Origin of the sequence: Mesorhizobium delmotii, from assembly GCF_900149755.1 — a bacterium.
Lineage (GTDB): Bacteria > Pseudomonadota > Alphaproteobacteria > Rhizobiales > Rhizobiaceae > Mesorhizobium > Mesorhizobium delmotii.
This window is the reverse complement of record NZ_FUIG01000026.1, coordinates 154,804-176,821: the sequence shown is the minus strand read 5'-3', so window position 1 is coordinate 176,821 and position 22,018 is coordinate 154,804. Positions and strand designations below refer to the sequence as shown.

Below are 22,018 nucleotides of genomic sequence, written 5' to 3'. Positions count from 1 at the left end.
TTACTGCCTTACTGCCTTACTGCCTTACTGCCTTACTGCCTTACTGCCTTACTGCCTTACTGCCCTACTGCCCTTGCCGAACCGCGCTGCCGCCGCCAGCAGCACGCCGAGCATCAGCCCGTTGAGGATGTGCCACAGGAAATGCGTGCCGAGCGGGAAGCTGCCGCAGACCAGCGGATCGATGATCCTGAAGATGACCGAGACGACGAAGATCGCCGAGCCCGCCAGATTGTACCCGCCGGCACGGTTGCCGCTCGCCGCCACGATGACGCCGAAGAAGGCGAGCGCCAGGAAGGGCGGCAGATAGCCGGTCGTGCCGTTCGATGCCTGGCGCAGCCAGTCCGGCACGGCCCAGGTCAACAACCCGGTGACGGCATAGAAGGCGACGAAGATGGGGACCGCCTTGCCCCATTTCATGCCGAGGAAACGGCGTAGGTTGAACAGCGTGTAGGCCAGCGTGAACCCGGCGATCGGCAGCACGTCGGCCCAGACCGTGCCATGGTTGGCAAAGGTGTGGAACAGCGCCGAGCCGATGCCGATCGCCACCACCCACCAGGCCAGCACTTCGGCGAAGATGCCGGTGCCACGCCGGCGCACCTCCCGGACACCCCACAGCCCGGCGACAAGAAAAGCCAGATTGGTCAGTGCGTTGACCGGCTCGGCCCAGAGCTCCGGCCCGACCCGCTCGCAGTACAGGTCGACCGGCGTCAGGAGAGTTTGCCACATGCTGATTGTCGCCCGAATCGGTATCTACCCTGAAGTGTAGCCGTCCTATTGCGCCCTTGCAGTTGGTTGCAGCGGTAAAATTTCACCGCAACGTGACTTCCCGTTGACTGCCGCTTCTGCCACATATTTCGCCAATCAGAATAAAGCCGGCCATCACCGGCGGGAGTCGAAACGGCTATGACACCTCGAAGACCATTGCGGCTTGCGGCATTGGCGCTGGCCCTCTCGGTGTTTGCCGGCGCTGGACTTGCCGGCAATGCGCTTGCCGGCGAGGCCGACAAACCCCAGGCTGACAAAGCCTCGACTGACCAGCCCTTGGGCGTCGTCGAGCTCTTCACCAGCCAGGGTTGCAGTTCCTGCCTGCCGGCCGATGAATTCTTCGCCGAGCTTGCCACCAAGGAGAACATCGTCGCGCTCGCCTATCATGTCGACTACTGGGATTATCTCGGTTGGAAGGACACGCTGAGCCGCAAGGAGAACACCGAGCGGCAATATGAGTATATGCGCGCCTTCGGCAGCCGCTCGGTCTATACGCCGCAGGCCGTCATCAATGGCCGCAGCCATGTCAACGGCGCCAGCCGCAAGGAAGTCGACGGCGCGCTCGCCCGCATGGAAGGATCAGGCGAAGGCATGCGGGTCAGCATCAAGGTCAGCCGGACCAGCGACCGCGTCACCATCGACGCCGGCGATGCCGGGACCGGCCCCAGCGATGCCCATGTCGTCATCGTCTATTTCGACCCGCCGCAGACGATCAAGATCGGCAAGGGCGAAAACACCGGCCGCAGCATGACTTACTGGAACGCCGTCTCCGGCATCCAGACCGCCGGCATGTGGCACGGCAAGGCGCAGCGCTACGAATTGCCGATGAGCGTGATTTCCAAGAAAGGCGGCTGCGCCGTGCTGCTGCAATCGGTGGGCAAGGACGGCCTGCCGGGTCCCATCCTCGGCGCCGCCTTGATCCACAAGCCTTGAACGGGGACCTCTCCTTCTCCCCTTGTAGGGCCCGAAGGGCGGGCGAGGCCCGCGACTCGCCCCGGGTGTGGATCGGCGCGCAGCGCCGAGACGGATGAAGGGGTGCTGGAAGGAATGAGGTGGCGGCGATTTCAAGGAAATTGCCAACACCCCTCATCCAACCTCGCGGAGCCTGTCCTCGGGCTTGCCGGAGGCAAGACCCGTGGGCGAGGCCACCTTCTCCCACAAGCGGAGAAGGGAAGCCGCGCGCATCCCACTTTCATCCAGGCATTAAAAAACCGACGTCAGCTTGCTTCTGACGCCGGTCATTTAGGTTTTGGGATCGTCGCACCCGATTTTTCCCAAGGAAAAACCGAGGTTGGTTCGATCCGACGCAGACCCGTGGGCGGGGGGCTTGGGGTTTACGAGCCAGTGCCGGACCGAACCGTCTCAGGCAACACCCGTAAATTCGTCGGACATTGGGGCATTAGCGCGGATAAAAGAAGGCAGAATTGTGGCGAAGCATCACCAATTCCAACGGGCGTTTTATAAACGTGACTGGACACCGGGGAAACGGTGCGGCGCCGCCTTAGTCCGGCTGGGCTTGCAATTCCACGGCGAAAGCGCCAACTTTGGTTGGCGTAAGATTCATTCGAAGGGATCGAGGCATGACTGATCACGGCAGCGGGACGGAGGATGGGGACGCATCCGCAATACTGATCCCGCTGCATGAGGCAAGAGGCGAACGCCTCGACCAGCCGGTGCGGTTCGACCGGCGTGAATTGGACCAGATCCTGAGGCTTTACGGGCGCATGGTCGCCGCCAATGAATGGCGCGACTACGCCATCGACCATCTCACCGACCGCGCCGTCTTTTCCGTCTTTCGTCGCACCAGCGAGGTGCCGCTGTTCCAGATCGTCAAGGATCCGAAGCTGGCGCGCCGGCAAGGCGCATTCGCCGTCATTGCCGCCGGCGGCCGTATTCTCAAGCGCGGCCAGGAACTTGGCCGCGTGCTCGGCGTTTTCGACCGCACGCTGAAGCTGGTCGAGGCCTAACTACTCATTGCTGCTGGCGGAATCTCCGTTCCGGCAGCGAGTTGGGATCGGGCGGAACCAGAGCTCCGTCATTGATCGGCAGTTGCATGAACACCGTGTCGAGCCAGCGTCCGTGCTTGTAGCCGGAGCCTTCCAGGCGGCCCGAATGACGAAAGCCGAGCTTTTCATGCAGCCGCACCGAGGCACTGTCCGGCCGACCGTCGCCGATTACCGCGATGATCTGGCGGAAGCCCGCCGCCTTGGCCGCCTCGATCAGCCCTTGCATTAGCTTGAGCCCGATGCCATGGCCCTTGGCCTCGGGCGCGACATAGACGGAGTCCTCGACGACAAAACGGTACGCAGGCCGCGGCCGGAAGGCGCCGGCATAGGCATAGCCGAGCACAATGCCGTCTTTTTCCGCCACCAGATAGGGAAAGCCACCCGCCATCAGACTATCGAAACGTTGGCCCATCTCGGCGCGATCAGGTGGTTCCAGCTCGTAGCTCGCCGTGCCATGGGTCACCGCGTCGGCATAGATATCCGTGATCCGATCGAGATCGGCCGAAGTCGCGGCGCGTATTGTGATGCTGCTCATAATTTATGCACGTCAATCATCTGCCGGCCATTTCATCAAAGACCGGGGCAGAAGAAAAAGGCGGCCGTTGGGCCGCCCTTTCCAAACTCACTGGTCCAGGGACTTGCCTTAAACCATGATCCCGAAAAGTGGGAACCGGTTTTCGGAAAAGATCATGGTCAAACAAAAAGATAGAGCTCCATCCCGACTTTATCGGGATGGACCCGGCTCTATCGGCGGTCGCCCATGAACTGCAGCAGGAACATGAACAGGTTGATGAAGTCGAGATAGAGCCTCAGAGCGCCCATGATCGCCTTGCGGCCGGCGACATCAGTCTCGTCGCCCTCGAAATACATCTCCTTGATGTTCTGCGTGTCATAGGCGGTGAGACCCGCGAAGATCAGCACGCCGATCGCCGAAACGGCGAAGGAAAGCGCCGACGACTGCAGGAAGATGTTGATCACCATCGCGATGATCAGACCAACCAGGCCCATGACCAGGAACGAACCGAACGCGGAAAGGTCGCGCTTGGTCGTGTAGCCGTAGAGCGACAGTCCGCCAAAGGCGGCGGCGGTGGCGAAGAAGGTCTGCGAGATACTGGCGGTGGTGTAGACCAGGAAGATCGACGACAGAGACAGGCCGACGAGGCCGGCATAGACCCAGAACGTCGTCTGCGCGGCCGAAACGCTCATCGACTGGACACGGAACGACAGGAACATCACCGCTGCCAGCGGGGCAAAGATCACCAGCCATTTCAGCGGCGAACCAAAGATCGCGTAGCCGAAGGAGGTCAGCATGTCGCCATTCGGCAGCGTGGCGACCGCCGAAGCCGGATCGGTGGTGGTGGCTAGCATGATCGTTCCGACCGCGGCGAGGCCGGTGATGAGGAGGCCAAGCCCCATCAGATTGTAGACCTTGATCATATAGGCGCGCAGGCCCTGGTCGATAGCAGCATCGACGCCGGCGCCGGGCACGGCACGCGTCTGATAATTGCGAACGGGTTCAGCCATGGAAATCCTCATATTGCTTCTGCCCCGTCCGGTGTCCGGCCCATTTGGACCGCGGCGCCGCTGGCGGGGCTCCAGCATGCCTGCGGCGAAATATGATGGTTATTGGCGCCAAGAACAAGACCGTAACCGGGCGTAATGCTTCGTGAAGACACGAAAATCCGAATTTATCGGCCTTCCGAAGCCCAACATTAACAAGATTTAACCGAATCCTGGTCGCGTTGAGCCTGCAGATGCCTGCAGATCAGAGATTGCGCAGCACCGGCGCCGCCTTGTGGCCCAGCACCCGCCAGGTGCCGGCGAGGCCAATGCCGACCGTGACCACCAGCGCAAAGATGATGGTTGCCACCGCCACATCGGGCATGAAATGCGACGGCAGCGTCATGACGCGCGCGACAACGAACCACGCCGCAATCCCGCCTGCCGCCAGCGCGAAGATCGCGGTGGCGAGGCCGATCAGCATGTATTCCAGCGAAAAGGCCGCGATCAGCGTCTTCCTGGTAGCGCCCAGCGTCTTCAGCACCACTGCATCGTGGATGCGGGCCCGGTTGCCGGCGGCCAGCGCGCCGGCCAGCACCAGCACCGAGGCGATCAGCGCCACGCCGGCCGCGGCCCTGATCGCAGTGCCGAGTTGCGCCACCAGCCGGTTGACGATGTCGAGCGCGTCCTTGACCCTGACTGTCGTCACCGCCGGAAAGGCACGGGTGACGGCGTTGAGAAGGCGGGCATCGTCGGCCGGCGACGCGCCCTTGTCGGTCAGCGTCGCCAGCCAGCTATGCGGCGCGCCGGCAAACGTGCTGGGCGAGAACACCATGACGAAATTGATGCCCATCGTCTCCCATTCGACCTGGCGGAAATTGGCGATCTTCGCCGTCACGTTGCGGCCAAGCACGTTGACGGTGATGGTGTCGCCGAGCTTCAGCCCGATCTCTGCGCCTTCCTCGGCCGAAAACGACACCAGCGGCTCGCCGGCATAGTTGTCCGGCCACCAGGAGCCTTCGGTCAGCGTCGCATTCGCGGGAATACTGGCCTCGTAGGTCAGCCCGCGATCGCCGCGCAGCACCCAGGCCCCTTCCGGCGCAACCCTAGCCTTTTCGACGTCGACGCCGTTCAGCGCCATCACCCGGCCGCGCAGCATCGGCACCTTGACCAGCGTGCCCTTCGGCGCTTGCCTGCCGACCAGCGCAGAGAACGCGTCGACGTCGCTGCTCTGGATGTCGACGAAGAAGAAGTTCGGCGCCCGTTCCGGCAGGCTGCCGGAAATCTGCCGCCTGAGATTGCCGTCGATCAGCGCCAGCGTCACCAGAAGCGTCAATCCCAGCCCCAGCGACAGCACCACCGACGGCGTCAAGGCACCTGGCCGATGGATGTTGCCGATGGCGAGCCTGAGCACCGTCGAGCCAACGCGCGGGCTCTTTTTAGCGGCCCACTGCACCAGCGCGCCGACGATGCGTAGCACCAGGAAAGCAAAAATGGTGGCGCCGACGAAGATCGAGGCGATATAGCGGTCGCCGGAAAACAGAATGGCCAGCGCCGCCAGGAGCAGCGCGATGCCGAGCGCCGCCGCCGTGTAGAGCGGGCGCGGAAAACCGCGGCCCTCAAAACCCATCTCGCGAAACAGCGCCGTCGCCGGCACGTCGCGCGCACGGCCGAGCGGCAGCAAGGCGAAAGCCAGCGTCACCAGCAGCCCGAACAGCGCCGCCATGCCGAGTGCGCCGGGATAGAACCCACCTTCCGCCGGCACCGGAATGACCGACTGGAGTACCGCGCTCGCCGCAAACGGCATCAGCGCGCCAAGCACAAGGCCGACCGTGATGCCGAGCCCGGCGATCATCAGGATCTGCACCAGATAGACGGTAAAGACGAAACCGCCCGAAGCCCCTAGGCTCTTGAAGGTGGCGATGACGCCGCGCTTGCCGTCGAGATAGGCGCGCACCGCATTGGCGACGCCGACGCCGCCGACCACCAGCGCCGTCAGCCCGACCAGCGTCAGGAACTGCGAAAACCGTTCGATGTTGGAGGACAACGCGGGTGCTGCGTTGCTGCGCGTGCGGATCGACCAGCCGGACTCGGGAAAATCCTCCGCCGCCTGATCCTGAATGGCTTTTATGCCCGCCTCGCCGGTGCCGCCGGGCAGGCGGACCTTGTAGGCGTTCTCGACCAGGCTGCCGGGCTGGATCAAACCGGAAGCGGCAAGCCCGTCCGTCGAGATCATCAGCCGCGGCGCAAAGCCGAAGCCGTCGGACACCGCGTCCGGTTCGTTGACGAGCCTGGCGCGCAGTTCGAAGGTGGCGCTGCCCAGCTTCAGCCGGTCGCCGACCCCAAGGTTCAGCCGCTCGAACAAAAGGTCGGGTGCTGCTGCGCCGAAAACACCGGATTTTTCGCCGAACAATTCCTGCTTCGACAGCGCCGGCTCGGTCTCCAGCGCGCCATAGAGCGGATAGGCTCCATCGACCGCCTTGGCCTCGACCAGCGCCTGATCGGAACCGTCCTCGAGCCGAGCCATCGAACGCATGTTGGCGCTGTGCGAGACCGTGCCCAGCCCGTCAAGAAAGACGTGCTCGGCTTGCGTCGCGGCGCGCTGATTGAGCTGGAAACGAAGATCGCCGCCGAGCAGCGACTGGCCCTCGTTGGCGACACCGGCGGTAATCGCCCGGGCCACCGAATTGACGCCGCCGATCGCCGCGACGCCGAGCGCGATGCAGGCAAGGAAGATCAGGAAGCCGGACAGCCCACCGCGCATCTCGCGCAGCGAAAAGCGGAAGGCGAGTGAAAAGGTGCGCGCCCAAGTGGCCGCTTCATCCGGCCGCGGAGCCTGTCCTCGGGCTTGCCGAAGGCAAGACCCGTGGGCGTCCACCTTCTCCCCGAGCGGAGAAGAGGTCGCCAACGCCGGCGCCAGCCTCTTCTCCCCGGCGGGGAGAAGGTGGCCCGAAGGGCCGGATGAGGGGATCTTGTCAGCCATTTGCGCTACGCCGTCACTTTAAGCAATGGCGCGCCCTCGATCCGGCCCGACCGCATCGATACCTGCCGGGAGCAGCGTGCGGCAAGCGCCGGATCGTGGGTGACCAGCACCAGCGTCATGCCGCGCTCGGCAGCCTTGGCGAACAGAAGATCGGCGACCTGCCGTCCCGTGGTCTGGTCGAGATTGCCGGTCGGCTCGTCGGCGATCAGGATGCGCGGCGAAGGCGCCAGCGCCCGGGCGATCGCCACACGCTGCTGTTCGCCGCCGGACAATTCGCCGGGATAGTGGGTGATGCGGTCACTCAAGCCCACCGCCTCCAGCTCCCGCGCCGCCACCCCGAACGGATCGGCATGGCCGGCAAGTTCCAGCGGCACTGCGACATTTTCGAGCGCCGTCATATTGGGGATGAGGTGGAAGGACTGGAAGACGATGCCAATGTTTCGCCCTCGAAACGATGCGATCTGGTCTTCGCTCCTGCCGTTCAGCAATTCTCCGGCAATTCGTATCGTACCCGAATCGACCCTTTCCAACCCGGCCAAAACCATCAGCAGCGTCGACTTTCCCGAGCCCGACGGCCCGACGATGCCGGTCGCCTCGCCATCGGCCACATCGAGGCTGACGCCTTTCAGCACTTGGACGGAAGACGCGCCTTCGCCGAGCGTCAGCGATACATTTTTCAGCGCGATGACGGTTTCTGTCAAAATAAAATCGTCCTATATGGGAAAGGGGTGGCCAGAATCCGCTGGTATAATGTTCTCGGTCATATGGGGCCTGCCGCATGGCTTTCAAACACACTCTTGCCGCAGCCTTGATCGTTTTCCTCGGATTTTGCGGCGCCATTTCGTCGGCGCGCGCCGAGCCCTTCAAGATCGTCGGCTTCGGCGACAGCCTGATGGCGGGCTTTGGCCTCGGACCGGACGAAGGCTTCACCCAAAAACTTGAGGCAGCACTTCGCGCCAAGGGCCACGATGTGACGGTCGCCAATGCCGGCGTCTCCGGCGACACGTCGAGTGGCGGCCTGTCGCGGCTCGACTGGTCGGTGCCGGACGGCACGCAGCTTGTCATCCTCGAGCTCGGCGCCAACGACATGCTGCGCGGCGTTTCTCCCGCCATCACCCAAAAGAATCTCGACGCCATGCTGGCGAAGCTGAAGCAGCGCAAGATCGCCGTGCTGCTGGCCGGCATGCGCGCCGCACCCAATCTCGGCGCCGACTACCAGAACAGCTTTGACGCGATCTTTCCGAAACTGGCGGAAAAATACGGCGTCCCGCTCTATCCGTTCTTTCTCGACGGCGTGGCCGGCGAGCCGGCTTTGCAACTCGACGGTCTGCACCCGAATGCGCAAGGCGTCGACCTTATGGTCGAGCGCATTTTGCCGGATGTCGAAAAGGTCATTGCCATGGTTCAGGACAACTCTTGAAGGACTGGATGAGGCTACGCGTTCCGCCGGGACGATTTGAATTTTAGGCAGGGCTGCGACCAATAAACCGCTTGCCCCGTTCGATTATCAATGATTCGCTAGCGACAAGAGTTCGATTCGAGGACAGGAGGCTTCCCATGCCACGTCTTTTCACCGCCCTCGAAATTCCGCGTGACGCCGCCCTTTCGCTGTCCCTGCTCCGGGGCGGCCTGCCCGGGGCTCGCTGGATCGACGTCGAGAACTACCATTTGACGCTGCGCTTCATCGGCGATGTCGAGGGCCATGTCGCCGACGAGATCGCCAACGCGCTCGACCGTGTCCACCGCCCGTCCTTCCCGCTGACGCTGTCCGGCGTCGGCGCCTTTGGCCAGAAGAAACCGCATGCGGTGTGGGCCGGCGTTTCCGCCTCGCCCGATCTTTCGGCACTGCAAGGCGAGATCGAGCGCATCTGCCAGCGCCTCGGCATCCCCGCCGATCCGCGCAAGTTCATGCCGCATGTGACCTTGGCAAGGCTGCGCAATTCGAGCCCGCTTGACGTCGCCCAGTACCTTTCGGCACGCGGTAATTTTTCGACGCTGCCCTTCCGTGTCGGTCGCTTCGTCCTGATGTCGTCGCGCGATTCGGTCGGCGGCGGACCCTACGTCGTCGAGGAGGCCTGGCCGCTGTCGGGCGCCGACAGCCGCGCCTCGAGCCGCGTCGCCAGCGCCTCCGACGCCTCGCGGATCATGCGGTAGACCAAGGCAAACGCATCCGGCCCCTCGTGATAAGGGTCCGGCACGTCGCTCGCCCTTCCCTCCGCGAACTCCAGGAACAGATGGACACGGTCGCGCATGGCGGCAGGCACCAGCGCTTTCAGATCCCGGAGATTCGATCGGTCCATGGCGAGAATGAGGTCGAAACGCGAAAAATCGTCTTGCGTCAGCTTGCGCGCCCGCTGTCTGGAAATATCAATGCCGTGCCGCTCTGCGATCGACATCGAGCGCGGGTCGGGCGCTGAACCGGCTTCCCAGTCGCTGGTTCCGGCCGAATCAAGCAGGATATCCCGATCGAGACCGCGCTCCGCCAGGACGACGCGCAACACGCCCTCCGCCAACGGTGAGCGGCAGATATTGCCGAGACAGACGAAAAGAATGGATTTTATCGGCTTTGCGCTCATCGATCCGGCACTATGCTGAAGACTGCGAATCCAGATAGCACGGGAAACGATTATGACGAGAGAGAAACTGAGCAAGGAGGCGGTCGCCGAGGCGCTGGCCGGGCTCGACGGCTGGTCGCTGGCCAGGGACGGCGGCTCGATCGCTCGCACCTTCACCTTCAGGAGTTTTTCCGAAGCCTTCGCCTTCATGACCCGTGTCGCCCTGGCGGCGGAGAAGATGGACCATCACCCCGACTGGTCGAATGTCTACAAGACCGTGAACGTGACGCTGAACACCCATGATGCCGGCGGCCTGACGGCGCTCGATTTCGAACTGGCCAAGACGATGGACCGCTATTTCGGCGGTTGAACTCGCTGGTTCCCGACGTTCGCTGCCGGTCCTTTCCAAGCTGTCAGAATCGCTGCGTCGAGACAGCGGCATCTTGTAGTGGGGCACTGCTTTCACCACATTTTCCGCTGGCAGGCGCGCGTGGAACGACATGCGTAGCCCCGTTAGGAGAGACTGATGGCGCAAAAATCAGGTTTTGATTTCTTCGGCTTTAGCGGCAAGCCGGGCGAGGAGAGCGAAGTGCGCGAGAAATTCTGGCGCACTGCCAAGAGGGCTGCCCGGCAGATCCCGTTCATGGAAGAGCTGGTCGCCGCCTACTACTGCGCCATGGACAAGAACACGCCACTGCGCGCCAAGGGCATCCTGGTGGCGGCGCTCGGCTATTTCGTGCTGCCGACGGACGTCATCCCCGACTTCGTCTTCGGACTGGGCTTTACCGACGACATCGCGGTGCTGACCGCCGCGATCACCACCGTCAAAGCCCACATCACATCAGCGCATCGGCTCGCCGCCAAGCAGGCGATTGCCGACAACAGCTGAGCCGACGACAAGGCAGAAAAGTCAAACTCTTGCCGCTTTCGTGGCCTCCAAGTCGCGAAAGGGACGTTGCAACTGCCGCTTTTCGAGCGACGGGCGCAAGGATGGCGGCGGTTTCCTGGGGTGGATCTCCTTTTCCCAAGGGAAATTCACCGTTTGGTAACCCAGATTAAATCAAAATGAAGCGACGGGCAGGACGCTGAGCCGGCCTGCCTCCGCACCATATATGGGAAAAGCGATGCGCGGATTGATTGCTACAATTTCGAGCCTGGCACTGGTGGCCATGACAGCGCCGGCTCTGGCGCAGTCGGCGACCAAGATCGGCCAGCACAATGCCTGGGGCACCTACAGCTACCAGGCGTCGGGCGGCAAGGTTTGCTATGTGTTGACCGTGCCGACCGACAAGCAGCCGCCGACGCTTGACCATGGCGACATGTTCTTCTTCGTCAGCCAGCGGCCGGGACAGCAGGTCTCCTACGAGCCGCAATTCATCGCCGGCTACAATTTCCAGGAAAACTCCAAGGCCACCGTCACCATCGACGGCAAGAGCTTTTCGATGTTCACCCGCGGCAAGTCGGCCTGGGTCGAGAACGCCGCCGAGGAGCCGGTGCTGATCGCCGCGATGAAAACCGGCAGCGACATGAAGGTGCAGGCGAAGTCCGGCCGCGGCAACACCACCACCTATGTCTTTTCACTGAAAGGCATTTCGGCGGCGCTGTCGTCCATCGCCAAGTGCAAATAGCCATAGGCGAAGCGGAGTTTGAGTAAGGGCGGGGCCGCAAGCCCGGCTTTTTGCTTTTTAAAACGCCGCCGGCCGGCACATTGCGGCGAGCCTTGCACCGCCGCCACCCATGACTCCGCCGTCAACCTGTGCTATGCGCCGCGCTTCATTTCCAGCACGATGCTGTAATCGGCCGCAAATCGCTTATATTGGCGCAACAATGACCCTTTCATTCGACCTCACCGCCGAAGGCGCCCGTGACGCGTTGCGCGCCCGCGCCACGCCGGCCGAAAAACCGTCGCTGATCGGCCTGACCCGGGCCGAGCTTGGCGCTGCCCTGGTTGCATCAGGCATCGTGCCGGAGCGCCAGGCCAAGATGCGCGCCCAGCAGCTCTGGCACTGGATGTATGTGCGCGGCGTCTCCGACTTTGCCGGCATGTTCAACATCTCCAAGGATTTGCGCGCCGAGCTCGACAAGCATTTCACCGTCGCCAGACCCGAGATCGTCGAGGAGCAGATTTCCTCCGACGGCACGCGCAAATGGCTGTTTCGTTTTCCGCCGCGCGGCGCCGGCCGGCCGGTCGAGATCGAGACCGTCTACATTCCCGAAGAAGGCCGCGGCACGCTCTGCATCTCGTCGCAGGTCGGCTGCACGCTTACCTGCTCCTTCTGCCACACCGGCACGCAGAAGCTGGTGCGCAACCTGACATCAGAGGAAATCCTCGCCCAGCTTTTGACCGCCCGCGACCGGCTCGGCGATTTCCCCGACCGCGACACGCCCGATGGCGCCATCGTGCCGGCCGAGGGCCGGAAAGTGTCCAACGTCGTCATGATGGGCATGGGCGAGCCGCTCTACAACTTCGAGGCGGTGAAGAAGGCGCTGCTGATCGCGTCCGACGGCGACGGGCTTTCCCTGTCGAAAAGACGCATCACGCTGTCGACCTCCGGCGTCGTGCCGGAGATCTTCCGCACCGGCGAGGAGATCGGCGTCATGCTGGCGATCTCGCTGCACGCCACCAATGACGATTTGCGCGACCTTTTGGTGCCGATCAACAAAAAATATCCGTTGAAAGAGCTGATCGCCGCCTGCCGCGCCTATCCCGGCCTGTCGAATGCCCGGCGCATCACCTTCGAATATGTGATGCTGAAGGACGTCAACGATTCGATCGAGGACGCCAAAGGGCTTATCAAGCTGCTCAAGGGCATTCCGGCCAAGATCAATCTGATCCCGTTCAACCCGTGGCCGGGCACCAACTACCAGTGCTCTGACTGGGAGACGATCGAGAAATTCGCCGACTACATCAACAATGCCGGCTATGCCTCGCCGATCCGCACGCCGCGCGGCCGCGATATCCTCGCCGCCTGCGGCCAGCTCAAGTCGGAGTCCGAGCGCATGCGCAAGGTCGACCGGCTGGCGCTGGAAGCGATGATGATCGCGGGGCACGGCGAGGCGTGACCCGTCTCGTTGCCTATCTCGTCCGCTTCGCCGTCATCCTGATCGGCTATGTCGTCGCCGCGCTGGCCGCCAGCGCCTTCCTCAATATCATGTTTCTGGCGTCGCTGGGCTATACGCCGGAGCACGCGCACCCCACGGCGACGGCTTCGCTGTATTTTTCTGTCCCCTTCGTTGCACTGTTCGTCGCCTATTTCGCCTTCATGCCGGCAGCCATCGCCATTCTCGTCTCGGAAATCCTCGGACGGCGCGACTGGCTGTTCTATGCGCTGGCGGGCGCGGTGGTCGCGGCGGTCTTCCTCGGCTTCGCCTACCAGACCGCCGATGCCAATTTCGAGATCACCGATCCGCGCGTCGTCGCTGCCGTGATCGGCTGCGGCATGGTCGGCGGCATTTTCTACTGGCTGAGCGCCGGGCGCTCGGCCGGAAGCTGGCGTCAAGCCGGAAGGTCCGCGCCTACTTCGCCTGGGCGGTCAGGATCTTAAGCGCGAAGGCCGAAAACACCCCGGCGAACAGATAATCGACGACGCGCGTCACCCGCGGGCTGGTCTTCATCGCCGCGGAGAATTTTTCTGCTGCAAAGACCATTGGCGCTGTTACCGGGATCGACAAAACGACGAACATCGCGCCGAGGAAGAACAGCTTTCCAGGCGCGTTCGGATCATGCGCCGAGACGAATTGCGGCAGGAAGGTCATGAAGAACAGGATGATCTTCGGGTTGAGCAGATTGACACCGAGCCCTGCCGCCCAAGCGCGGAACAGCGAAATCTCCGGCCCGCTCTTCTTCTCGGGTGAAAAGGCCGACCCCTTGGTGATCGCCTGCCAGGCCAGGAAAACGAGATAGCCGGCGCCGAAGATCTTCAGGGCCAGGAAGGACATCGGCGAGGCGACGATCAGCGCCGAGATGCCGACCACGACCAGCGTGGTGTGGATCAGTGTGCCGCACAGCGCGCCCGCCATCGAGGCAAAGCCGGTGGCGCGGCCATGGCTCAATGTGCGCGAGACGAACAGCGTCATGTCAGGCCCAGGCGTGATCGCCAGGATCACGGTGGCGATGGCGAACTGGATCAGCGTGGCGGTATCGGGAATGAAGGTCATCGGCAGGGCCCTGGATAAACAGGTGGAGCCTATAGCGCAGGCGCCAAGCAGGCGCCAGCTTCTCGCTAGCAAAGCGTCTGATCCAGCCGGGTCGAAAGTTCGATGTCGGCGCCGTTGGTAGTTGGCGAAGGCCGCAGCGACATCCGATCTCCCCGCTTGCGCGGAGATCGGCAGCTTCACCGACGGCCTGAACACCGTTCGTCTCTTGCGCAGCCCGGAAAGCCCGTGATACCTCGCCCGGCGAGAACCCTTGTCGCGGAACCGCCAATATGTCCCCCAGCCTGTCAAAAGCAAAAGCCGTCAAGAAGGTCGTGCTCGCCTATTCCGGCGGCCTCGACACTTCCATCATCCTGAAATGGCTGCAGACCGAGCTTGGCGCCGAAGTCGTCACCTTCACCGCCGATCTCGGCCAGGGCGGTGAGTTGGAGCCGGCGCGGCGCAAGGCCGAGATGATGGGCATCAAGGACATCCGCATCATGGATGTGCGCGAGGAATTCGTTTCCGACTTCGTCTTCCCGATGTTCCGTGCCAATGCCGTCTATGAAGGCACCTATTTGCTCGGCACCTCGATCGCGAGGCCACTGATCTCCAAGCACCTGGTCGAGATCGCAAAAGAAACCGGCGCCGATGCCATTGCCCATGGCGCCACCGGCAAGGGCAACGACCAGGTCCGCTTCGAGCTCTCGGCCTATGCGCTCAACCCCGACATCAAGGTCATCGCGCCATGGCGCGACTGGTCGTTCAAGTCGCGCACCGACCTGATCAACTTCGCCGAGCAGCACCAGATCCCGGTGCCGAAGGACAAGAGGGGCGACGCGCCGTTTTCGGTCGACGCCAACCTGCTGCATTCGTCTTCCGAGGGCAAAGTGCTGGAAGACCCGTGGAGCGAGCCGCCGGAATTCGTCCATCAGCGCACCATCTCGCCGATGGACGCGCCGGACACGGTCACCGAGATCGAAATCGAATTCCTGAAGGGCGATCCGATCGCGCTCGACGGCAAGAAGTTGTCACCGGCGACGATGCTGGCCGCGCTCAACGATCTCGGCCGCGACAACGGCATCGGCCGGCTCGACCTTGTCGAGAACCGTTTCGTCGGCATGAAATCGCGCGGCGTCTACGAGACCCCCGGCGGCACCATCCTGATATCAGCCCACCGGGCGATCGAATCGATCACGCTGGACCGTGGCGCCGCCCACCTCAAGGACGAGTTCATGCCGCGCTACGCCGAGCTGATCTACAACGGCTTCTGGTTCGCGCCGGAGCGCCTGATGCTGCAGGCGATGATCGACAAGAGCCAGGAAGATGTCGAAGGCACGGTGCGGCTAAAACTCTACAAGGGCAACGTCATCGTCACCGGCCGCAAGTCGAAGAAGACGCTCTATTCCGACGCGCTGGTCACCTTCGAGGACGACCGTGGCGCCTACGACCAGAAGGACGCCGAAGGCTTCATCCGCCTCAACGCGCTGAGGCTGCGGACGCTGGCGGCGCGCAGTCGAAAGAGCTAACTAGAATAGGACATGTAGAACCCGGTGAAAGCCGGGGTTCTTTATTTGTATCCCCTAATATACCGACATCAAAAGACTAAACCAGACGCTTTCTCGCTTGACCTCTCGGCGATCTTGTCCAACTGCTTTCGCAATGGGCAGGGGAATTTGCTATGAGATTGAGGTTTTTGAGTTTGCCGGCGATGGTCGGCGCTCTGGCAGGTTGCCAGACTGGACAGGACACCGCGAAGAAGAATCCCGAGGCGGGGTACAACCGCTGCATCGCCGCTGTCGCTGTATGGAGCATTACGCTCAAACATGAGACCTCCGCCTTCATGGGTGTGTCCCAGGAACGCATGCCAAGCCTCTTCTGTCAGCGCCTGCGCGATGCGGTGCTCAGTGGCCGAATTTCCGCGTCCGACATCAACAGCCTCCAGCTCAACCAACCGACCGAGATTTGGAAGGTCATTAAGGGTAAGTGACGGGTCAGGCGCTGGCTACGCGCATTGCGCTCGATGTCTCTACCGTCGTTTCACATCAAAGGTTTTCTGCACCGTCGATCCGCCCTGTCTGGCCTATGGCGGGAAGGCACTTCTTCGCTCAACATTGCCTAAGGACAATGCGAGGAACCATGCGAAAACTGATCTCCACCGGCTCGCCGTTCGAGAAGGCCGCCGGTTATTCGCGCGCCGTGGTACAGGGCGACTGGTGTTTCGTTTCCGGAACGACCGGCTACGACTATGCGACCATGTCGATGCCGGAGACGGTCGAGGCGCAGACGCGCAATTGCCTGGCGACGATCGCCAAGGCGTTGCAGGATGGCGGCTTCGAGATGGCCGATGTGGTGCGGGCGCATTACTACATCACCGACGCGGCTTTCGTGGACACGGTCTTTCCGATCCTCGGCGAGGCCTTTGGCGACATCAGGCCGGCGGCGACGATGATCGTCTGCCAGCTCAACAAACCGGAAATGAAGATCGAGATCGAAGTGACGGCGCTCAGGCGCACGGCCTGAGCGCGGCGGCGGTGCAGAAGCTTGCACGACGTCGGCGGGGCAGAAGGTAGCGCGAAGCATCGCAAAGATGCTCTGAACCAAACGCTTGCGCATAGCCCGCTTGGCGTTTAGCAAGGCCGCAGCTCACGACAGCGCCGCGCGTCCTTTTGGACGCGCAAAGGACGCCGTCGAATTATAGTTCTGCGCATGATCCTTTCCGAAATCGATGCCGATTTCGCGGTCATGCGCCACAGTTAGGACGGTTCCGATGGCTTCGAAAAATCTTCTCCTGCTCGCCGGCGACGGCATCGGCCCCGAGGCGATGGCCGAGGTGAAGAAGCTGATCGCCGCCATGAACGACAAGCTCGGCAGTGATTTCGTCACCGATGAGGGGCTGGTCGGCGGCTGCGCTTATGACGCGCATGGCGCGGCGATTTCCGATGCCGATATGGCCAAGGCGATGGCTGCCAACGCGGTGCTGTTCGGCGCCGTCGGCGGGCCGAAATGGGATGCGGTGCCGTATGAGGTGCGCCCGGAAGCCGGACTGCTGCGGCTGCGCAAGGACATGGAGCTGTTCGCCAATCTCAGGCCCGCCATTTGCTATCCGGCGCTGGCGGCGTCGTCCTCGCTCAAGCAGGAGGTGGTCGAAGGGCTCGACATTCTGATCGTGCGCGAACTCACCGGCGGCGTCTATTTCGGCGAGCCCAAGCAGATCATCGATCTCGGCAATGGCCAAAAACGCGGCATCGACACGCAGGTCTACGACACGTTCGAGATCGAGCGCATTTCGGGCGTCGCCTTCGAGCTGGCGCGGACACGCCGCAACCACGTCACCTCGATGGAAAAGCGCAATGTGATGAAATCAGGCGTGCTGTGGAACGAGGTCGTCACCCAGACGCACAAGGCACGCTATGCCGACGTCAAGCTCGACCACATGCTGGCCGACGCCGGCGGCATGCAGCTGGTGCGCTGGCCGAAACAATTCGACGTCATCGTCACCGACAATCTGTTCGGCGACATGCTGTCCGACATCGCCGCCATGCTGACCGGCTCGATTGGCATGCTGCCGTCGGCGTCGCTCGGCGCGCCGGATGCCAAGACGAAAAAGCGCAAGGCGCTCTATGAGCCGGTGCATGGCTCGGCGCCCGACATATCAGGCAAGGGCATCGCCAACCCGATCGCCATGATCGCCTCCTTCGCCATGTGCATGCGCTATTCCTTCGGCATGGTCACCGAGGCCGACCGCCTGGAAAGCGCCATCGCCGCCGTGCTCGACCAGGGCTTGCGCACAAGGGATATTCTTTCCGAGGGCATGACCGAGGTCGGCACCACTCAGATGGGCGACGCGATCATTGCCAAGTTCCTGGGCTGAGCCCTGTGGCGGTCGAAGTCCGCCCGCCTTCCAGCCCCTCAAAATCACTGTGTCGAGCAGCTAGGCCCTGACGCCCGCCGGCACTGGACCCCACTGGTTTTCACGGGCCTGCGTTGGGATCAGCGCGAAGACCAGGATGATCAGCCAGCCGATGGTTGGGATGAGCACCGCCAGAAAAAGCCAGCCGGTCAGGCCGATGTCGTGCAAGCGACGCACGTTCAGTCCGATCCATGGCGGGATCATCGCCAGCACAAACGTGCCGCAAAGACCGACCGTCACTGCCGGCAATTCGTCAATATTGCCCATGGCGTCGTCGATGAAGAGGCCAATGCCGACGACCACAATCAGCGCGATCGTCCAGAACAGGCAAAAGCCCCAATATTCCTTGCGGCGGGCACGACCGGCGAAGTTGAAGTAATTTTCAGTCAGGCCCCGCCAGAAATAATCCCACAATCCGGTAGCCGCGGCGGGACGACTTTCAGCGGACCGGCCGAAATGTTGCGGCGCCCCGGGCGCATTGCCGGTTTGAGTCGGGGCGGCGGTTGCGGCAGGCGGACTGGCAGCCTGGGCACGGATCGAAAAAACGTCGCGTGCCCGTCCGCCGGCCGGCTGGAACTCAATAACCGTGCCCCTGGCCATCGACGCCTCTCGGCGCAGATCCTCGCGCGCGAACGTGTAACGGTTGCCGTCGGCTCCGGTGATGAAACCGAAGCCCTGATCCTCGTCATAGTGAAGCACTTCGCCGCGCATGTCCTGCCCACCCCTCTCGCGCCGCGCCCAGACTGTTCAAAGTTCCGGCAGATCGCAAGGGGTGCGGGCGAAACGCAGCGCGTTGGCTACGAGCAGGCCACCCCGCTTCAAGCCGGCCGCTTCTTCGATTTCTTGTTCTTGGCGGGTCCGGCCTTGTCGAATTTCGGTTTGCCCGCCTTCCCGGCCCAGGGCTTTGCCTCGAACGCGGCAGGGCGCTGATCGGCTGACGCTGCGCGCTTCTCGAATTTGGGCGCGTTCTGGTCGAATGTCCGCTTGCCACGGTGCGGCTTCTTGTCCGGGCGTGGTTCCTGATAGCCGGCCCGCGACAGGTCGGGCGTGCCGTCCAGCCGCTTCACCGCGATGTTGTTCTGCAGCTTGCGGTCGGGGCCGATCGCCTGGAGAAACCGGTCGGCCCAATCCGCCGCGATCTGCACGAAGGTTTCCTCCGGCTGCATCTTGATGGCGCCGATCTCGCGCTTGGAGATGCCGCCGGTCCGGCACAGCATCGGGATCAGCCAGCGCGGCTCGGCATTCTGCCGGCGCCCCACCGACAGCGAGAACCAGACGCTGTCGCCGAAATCGTCGCGCCGGCTGGGTGCCTCGTCCCTGCGCGCAAACTTGTCACCTGACGGCGTGAACGGTGCGACGTCAAGGAGATCCTCGGGCGCCGAGCGGCTGGAGCGGCACATCCGCACAAAGGCCGCCGCCACCAGTTCGGCGCCACGTTGGTCGAGAAGCGTGCTGACGAAGCCGCGCTCATCGTCCGTCACAGGCTCGCCGAAGACCGGGTCGGCGAGGATGCGCTCGTCGTCGCGGCGCAGGACGTCGTCGGCCGAGGGCGGGCTTGCCCATGTCGCCGCAAGGCCGGCGCTTTGCAGCAGCCGTTCGGTGCGCCTGCGGGCATTGTTGGGCACGATCAGCGCGCTGACGCCTTTGCGTCCCGCCCGTCCCGTCCGCCCGCTTCGGTGCAGAAGTGTCTCCGGATTGGTCGGCAGGTCGGCGTGGATCACCAGTTCAAGATTGGGCAGGTCGATGCCGCGCGCCGCCACGTCGGTGGCGATGCAGACTTTTGCGCGGCCGTCGCGCATCGCCTGCAGCGCGTGGCTGCGCTCGTTCTGGCTCAGCTCGCCCGAAAGCGCGACGACGGAAAAGTTGCGGTTGTTGAAGCGCGCGGTCAGGTGATTGACGGCAGCGCGGGTGTTGCAGAACACCAGTGCGTTCTTCGCCTCGTAGTAGCGCAGCACGTTGATGATGGCGTTCTCCCGGTCGGCTTGGGCCACGCTCAGCGCCCGGTATTCGATGTCGAGGTGCTGCTTTTCCTCGCCGGAGGCCGAGATGCGTACCGCATCGCGCTGGTAGCCCTTGGCCAGCGTGGCGATGGAGCGCGGTACGGTGGCCGAAAACATCAGCGTGCGACGCTCGGCAGGGGCAGCGTCGAGGATGAATTCCAGATCCTCGCGAAAGCCGAGATCGAGCATCTCGTCGGCTTCGTCGAGCACGACTGCCTTCAGTTCAGACATGTCGAGCGAGTTGCGGGTGATGTGGTCGCGCAGCCGGCCAGGTGTGCCGACGACGATGTGGGCGCCGCGTTCCAGCGTGCGTCGCTCGGTGCGCATGTCCATGCCGCCGACGCAGGACGCTATCGCTGCGCCGGTCAGTTCATAGAGCCATTCGAGCTCGCGCGTTACCTGCAAAGCGAGCTCGCGCGTCGGCGCGACGGCCAGCGCCAGCGGTGCGGCGGCGTGGGAAAAGCGCTCGGCGCCATCGAGAAGGGTCGGCGCCAGGGCCAGCCCGAAGGCGACGGTCTTGCCGGAGCCGGTCTGCGCCGAAACCAGCGCATCGGCCTGCCCGAGCTCGAGAACCGCCTTCTGCACCGGTGTCAGCTCGACATAACCGCGTTTTTCCAGCGCCTTTGCCAGCGCAGGGACAAGTGCTTCGAAATTGGACATATGCTTCTTTCGGAATTCGGATTCTTTTATGCCCGGCAATGGGTCATCCGTCGGCGAGCGCCAGGAGCGCCACAAGCCAAACGATCCAATCGTTCGTACTTCGCGCCGCCGCCATTGTACAGGGCAAGCCGCCTCGCCGCATCGCGATTGACTCTTTACGCAAACCGCGTAAAAGCCGGCACCGAACGGGATAGTTTCGATGCGCGGCCTTTTGATGGCGCTTCTTGCATTCGACTTTCCCGGCCGCAATGCGAACCATTGGGCCGGGCGTGTCGGCGCGTCTCCTCGTTCCAGCAAAACTACGGCTAAAACGACCACTAAAACGGTCTGATTCCCTTGGCCCAACCACCCTCTCCCGGGTCCGGCCCGGGGGTTGAAACCCGCATCGGCCGGCGGGTTTTCTCCAAAACCGAGCGGAGAGGACAGGAGATTTCGATGAGTTTCAAGGTTGCAATCGTCGGCGCCACGGGCAATGTGGGCCGGGAAATGCTCAACATACTGGAAGAGCGCGGCTTTCCGGTGAGCGAGGTGGTGGCGCTGGCCTCGCGGCGCAGCCAGGGCACGGAAGTGTCGTTCGGCGACCGCACGCTGAAGGTCAAGGCGCTCGACCAATATGATTTTTCCGACACCGACATCTGCATCATGTCGGCCGGCGGCAACGTCTCTAAGGAATGGTCGCCGAAGATCGGCAAGCAGGGCTGCGTCGTCATCGATAACTCGTCGGCCTTCCGCTACGACCAGGACGTGCCGCTGATCGTGCCGGAGGTGAATCCGGACGCGATTTCGCTGTTCACGCGCAAGAACATCATCGCCAACCCGAACTGCTCGACGGCGCAGCTGGTCGTGGCACTGAAGCCGTTGCACGACTTCGCCACCATCAAGCGCGTCGTCGTCGCCACCTACCAGTCGGTCTCCGGCGCCGGCAAGGAAGGCATGGACGAGTTGTTCACGCAGACGCGCGCCGTGTTCGTCGCAGACCAGGTCGACGTCAAGAAGTTCACCAAGCGCATCGCCTTCAACGTCATCCCGCATATCGACGTCTTCCTCGACGACGGCTTCACCAAGGAAGAGTGGAAGATGGTCGCCGAGACCAAGAAGATGCTCGACCCCAAGATCAAGCTGACGGCGACCTGCGTGCGCGTGCCGGTGTTCATCGGCCATTCGGAAGCGGTCAACATCGAGTTCGAAAAGCCGATCACCGCCGAGGAAGCACGTGAGATCCTGCGCGAAGCGCCGGGCTGCCAGGTTCTCGACAAGCGCGAGGACGGCGGCTACATCACGCCGCTGGACTCGGCCGGCGAGGACGCCACCTTCATCTCGCGCATCCGCGAGGATTCGACCATCGACAACGGCCTGTCGATGTGGATCGTCTCCGACAATCTGCGCAAGGGCGCCGCACTCAACGCCGTGCAGATCGCGGAGCTGCTGATCGAGCGCGGGCTGATCCAGCCGAAGAAAAAGGCGGCATAGTTTTCGCTCACGGGCCGTATCGCCGCTGCCGC

At 63.0% G+C, this 22,018-nt stretch carries 23 protein-coding genes; 14 read left to right on the top strand and 9 right to left on the bottom strand.

All coding sequences use genetic code 11. The features are described 5' to 3' along the window. Positions 1 to 48: 48 nt before the first annotated feature. On the bottom strand, positions 49 to 726 hold the full coding sequence (locus BQ8482_RS17505; protein WP_123148777.1) for a ceramidase domain-containing protein: 678 nt from the start codon (positions 724 to 726) through the stop codon (positions 49 to 51). Between the two features lie 177 nt (positions 727 to 903). On the opposite strand from BQ8482_RS17505, the gene BQ8482_RS17500 reads away from it, so the two are divergent. Together BQ8482_RS17500 and BQ8482_RS17495 are read left to right on the top strand one after the other, a co-directional pair. Beyond that, the gene (locus BQ8482_RS17500; RefSeq protein WP_123148776.1) at positions 904 to 1,698 is read left to right on the top strand and encodes a DUF1223 domain-containing protein; all 795 of its coding nucleotides are present in this window, start codon (positions 904 to 906) and stop codon (positions 1,696 to 1,698) included. Between the two features lie 647 nt (positions 1,699 to 2,345). After that, positions 2,346 to 2,732 (top strand): DUF2794 domain-containing protein, encoded by a 387-nt coding sequence (locus BQ8482_RS17495; RefSeq protein WP_123148775.1) that lies wholly within the window; start codon positions 2,346 to 2,348, stop codon positions 2,730 to 2,732. A 4-nt stretch (positions 2,733 to 2,736) separates the two neighbouring features. On the opposite strand, the gene BQ8482_RS17490 is transcribed toward BQ8482_RS17495, so the two are convergent. From BQ8482_RS17490 to BQ8482_RS17475, 4 genes are all read right to left on the bottom strand, one after another. Continuing rightward, the gene (locus BQ8482_RS17490) at positions 2,737 to 3,306 is read right to left on the bottom strand and encodes a GNAT family N-acetyltransferase (RefSeq protein ID WP_123148774.1); all 570 of its coding nucleotides are present in this window, start codon (positions 3,304 to 3,306) and stop codon (positions 2,737 to 2,739) included. A 209-nt stretch (positions 3,307 to 3,515) separates the two neighbouring features. Beyond that, complete coding sequence (locus BQ8482_RS17485) at positions 3,516 to 4,295, bottom strand: Bax inhibitor-1/YccA family protein (protein ID WP_095495795.1); 780 nt, start codon at positions 4,293 to 4,295, stop codon at positions 3,516 to 3,518. A gap of 241 nt (positions 4,296 to 4,536) precedes the next feature. Beyond that, positions 4,537 to 7,035, bottom strand: a complete 2,499-nt coding sequence (locus BQ8482_RS17480) for an ABC transporter permease (RefSeq protein ID WP_123148773.1) — start codon at positions 7,033 to 7,035, stop codon at positions 4,537 to 4,539. 224 nt (positions 7,036 to 7,259) lie between these two features. Continuing rightward, positions 7,260 to 7,955 (bottom strand): ABC transporter ATP-binding protein, encoded by a 696-nt coding sequence (locus tag BQ8482_RS17475; protein ID WP_123148772.1) that lies wholly within the window; start codon positions 7,953 to 7,955, stop codon positions 7,260 to 7,262. A gap of 77 nt (positions 7,956 to 8,032) precedes the next feature. Between BQ8482_RS17475 and BQ8482_RS17470 the strand changes: the two genes are divergently transcribed. Together BQ8482_RS17470 and thpR are read left to right on the top strand one after the other, a co-directional pair. Further along, positions 8,033 to 8,674 (top strand): arylesterase, encoded by a 642-nt coding sequence (locus tag BQ8482_RS17470; protein ID WP_123148771.1) that lies wholly within the window; start codon positions 8,033 to 8,035, stop codon positions 8,672 to 8,674. Between the two features lie 137 nt (positions 8,675 to 8,811). Next, positions 8,812 to 9,408 (top strand): RNA 2',3'-cyclic phosphodiesterase, encoded by a 597-nt coding sequence (thpR, locus tag BQ8482_RS17465; protein WP_123148770.1) that lies wholly within the window; start codon positions 8,812 to 8,814, stop codon positions 9,406 to 9,408. Here thpR and BQ8482_RS17460 read toward each other — a convergent pair. Continuing rightward, complete coding sequence (locus tag BQ8482_RS17460) at positions 9,312 to 9,830, bottom strand: low molecular weight protein-tyrosine-phosphatase (RefSeq protein ID WP_123148769.1); 519 nt, start codon at positions 9,828 to 9,830, stop codon at positions 9,312 to 9,314. The genes thpR and BQ8482_RS17460 overlap by 97 nt on opposite strands. 52 nt (positions 9,831 to 9,882) lie before the next feature. On the opposite strand from BQ8482_RS17460, the gene BQ8482_RS17455 reads away from it, so the two are divergent. From BQ8482_RS17455 to BQ8482_RS17435, 5 genes are all read left to right on the top strand, one after another. Next, on the top strand, positions 9,883 to 10,179 hold the full coding sequence (locus tag BQ8482_RS17455) for a 4a-hydroxytetrahydrobiopterin dehydratase (protein WP_123148768.1): 297 nt from the start codon (positions 9,883 to 9,885) through the stop codon (positions 10,177 to 10,179). A 156-nt stretch (positions 10,180 to 10,335) separates the two neighbouring features. Further along, positions 10,336 to 10,698 carry a YkvA family protein gene (locus BQ8482_RS17450; RefSeq protein ID WP_123148767.1) on the top strand — a complete coding sequence of 121 codons (363 nt, stop codon included), beginning with the start codon at positions 10,336 to 10,338 and terminating at the stop codon, positions 10,696 to 10,698. A 235-nt stretch (positions 10,699 to 10,933) separates the two neighbouring features. Next, complete coding sequence (locus BQ8482_RS17445) at positions 10,934 to 11,437, top strand: invasion associated locus B family protein (RefSeq protein ID WP_023803328.1); 504 nt, start codon at positions 10,934 to 10,936, stop codon at positions 11,435 to 11,437. 199 nt (positions 11,438 to 11,636) lie between these two features. Then, complete coding sequence (gene rlmN, locus BQ8482_RS17440) at positions 11,637 to 12,872, top strand: dual-specificity RNA methyltransferase RlmN (protein WP_123148766.1); 1,236 nt, start codon at positions 11,637 to 11,639, stop codon at positions 12,870 to 12,872. Continuing rightward, positions 12,869 to 13,354 carry a hypothetical protein gene (locus BQ8482_RS17435; RefSeq protein WP_123148765.1) on the top strand — a complete coding sequence of 162 codons (486 nt, stop codon included), beginning with the start codon at positions 12,869 to 12,871 and terminating at the stop codon, positions 13,352 to 13,354. Before rlmN ends, BQ8482_RS17435 begins: the two co-directional genes overlap by 4 nt. On the opposite strand, the gene BQ8482_RS17430 is transcribed toward BQ8482_RS17435, so the two are convergent. Continuing rightward, entirely contained in the window at positions 13,326 to 13,967 is a 642-nt protein-coding gene (locus tag BQ8482_RS17430; protein ID WP_123148764.1) for a LysE family translocator, read from the bottom strand. The genes BQ8482_RS17435 and BQ8482_RS17430 overlap by 29 nt on opposite strands. A 281-nt stretch (positions 13,968 to 14,248) precedes the next feature. On the opposite strand from BQ8482_RS17430, the gene BQ8482_RS17425 reads away from it, so the two are divergent. The 4 genes from BQ8482_RS17425 (at position 14,249) to leuB (ending at position 17,817) form a co-directional block, all read left to right on the top strand. Then, positions 14,249 to 15,472, top strand: a complete 1,224-nt coding sequence (locus BQ8482_RS17425) for an argininosuccinate synthase (RefSeq protein ID WP_123148938.1) — start codon at positions 14,249 to 14,251, stop codon at positions 15,470 to 15,472. 152 nt (positions 15,473 to 15,624) lie between these two features. Further along, positions 15,625 to 15,933 (top strand): hypothetical protein, encoded by a 309-nt coding sequence (locus BQ8482_RS17420; protein ID WP_123148763.1) that lies wholly within the window; start codon positions 15,625 to 15,627, stop codon positions 15,931 to 15,933. A gap of 149 nt (positions 15,934 to 16,082) precedes the next feature. After that, positions 16,083 to 16,466 carry a RidA family protein gene (locus BQ8482_RS17415; protein ID WP_123148762.1) on the top strand — a complete coding sequence of 128 codons (384 nt, stop codon included), beginning with the start codon at positions 16,083 to 16,085 and terminating at the stop codon, positions 16,464 to 16,466. Between the two features lie 247 nt (positions 16,467 to 16,713). Beyond that, entirely contained in the window at positions 16,714 to 17,817 is a 1,104-nt protein-coding gene (leuB, locus tag BQ8482_RS17410; protein WP_123148761.1) for a 3-isopropylmalate dehydrogenase, read from the top strand. Between the two features lie 60 nt (positions 17,818 to 17,877). Here leuB and BQ8482_RS17405 read toward each other — a convergent pair whose 3' ends face one another. Together BQ8482_RS17405 and BQ8482_RS17400 are read right to left on the bottom strand one after the other, a co-directional pair. Beyond that, complete coding sequence (locus BQ8482_RS17405) at positions 17,878 to 18,567, bottom strand: DUF805 domain-containing protein (RefSeq protein ID WP_123148760.1); 690 nt, start codon at positions 18,565 to 18,567, stop codon at positions 17,878 to 17,880. A 107-nt stretch (positions 18,568 to 18,674) separates the two neighbouring features. Beyond that, a complete protein-coding gene (locus tag BQ8482_RS17400; protein WP_123148937.1) occupies positions 18,675 to 20,516 on the bottom strand; it encodes a DEAD/DEAH box helicase in 1,842 nt (613 codons plus the stop codon). Between the two features lie 435 nt (positions 20,517 to 20,951). Here BQ8482_RS17400 and BQ8482_RS17395 point away from each other — a divergent pair, with 435 nt between their 5' ends. Then, positions 20,952 to 21,986 carry an aspartate-semialdehyde dehydrogenase gene (locus BQ8482_RS17395; RefSeq protein ID WP_123148759.1) on the top strand — a complete coding sequence of 345 codons (1,035 nt, stop codon included), beginning with the start codon at positions 20,952 to 20,954 and terminating at the stop codon, positions 21,984 to 21,986. The last annotated feature ends 32 nt before the right edge of the window (positions 21,987 to 22,018 follow it).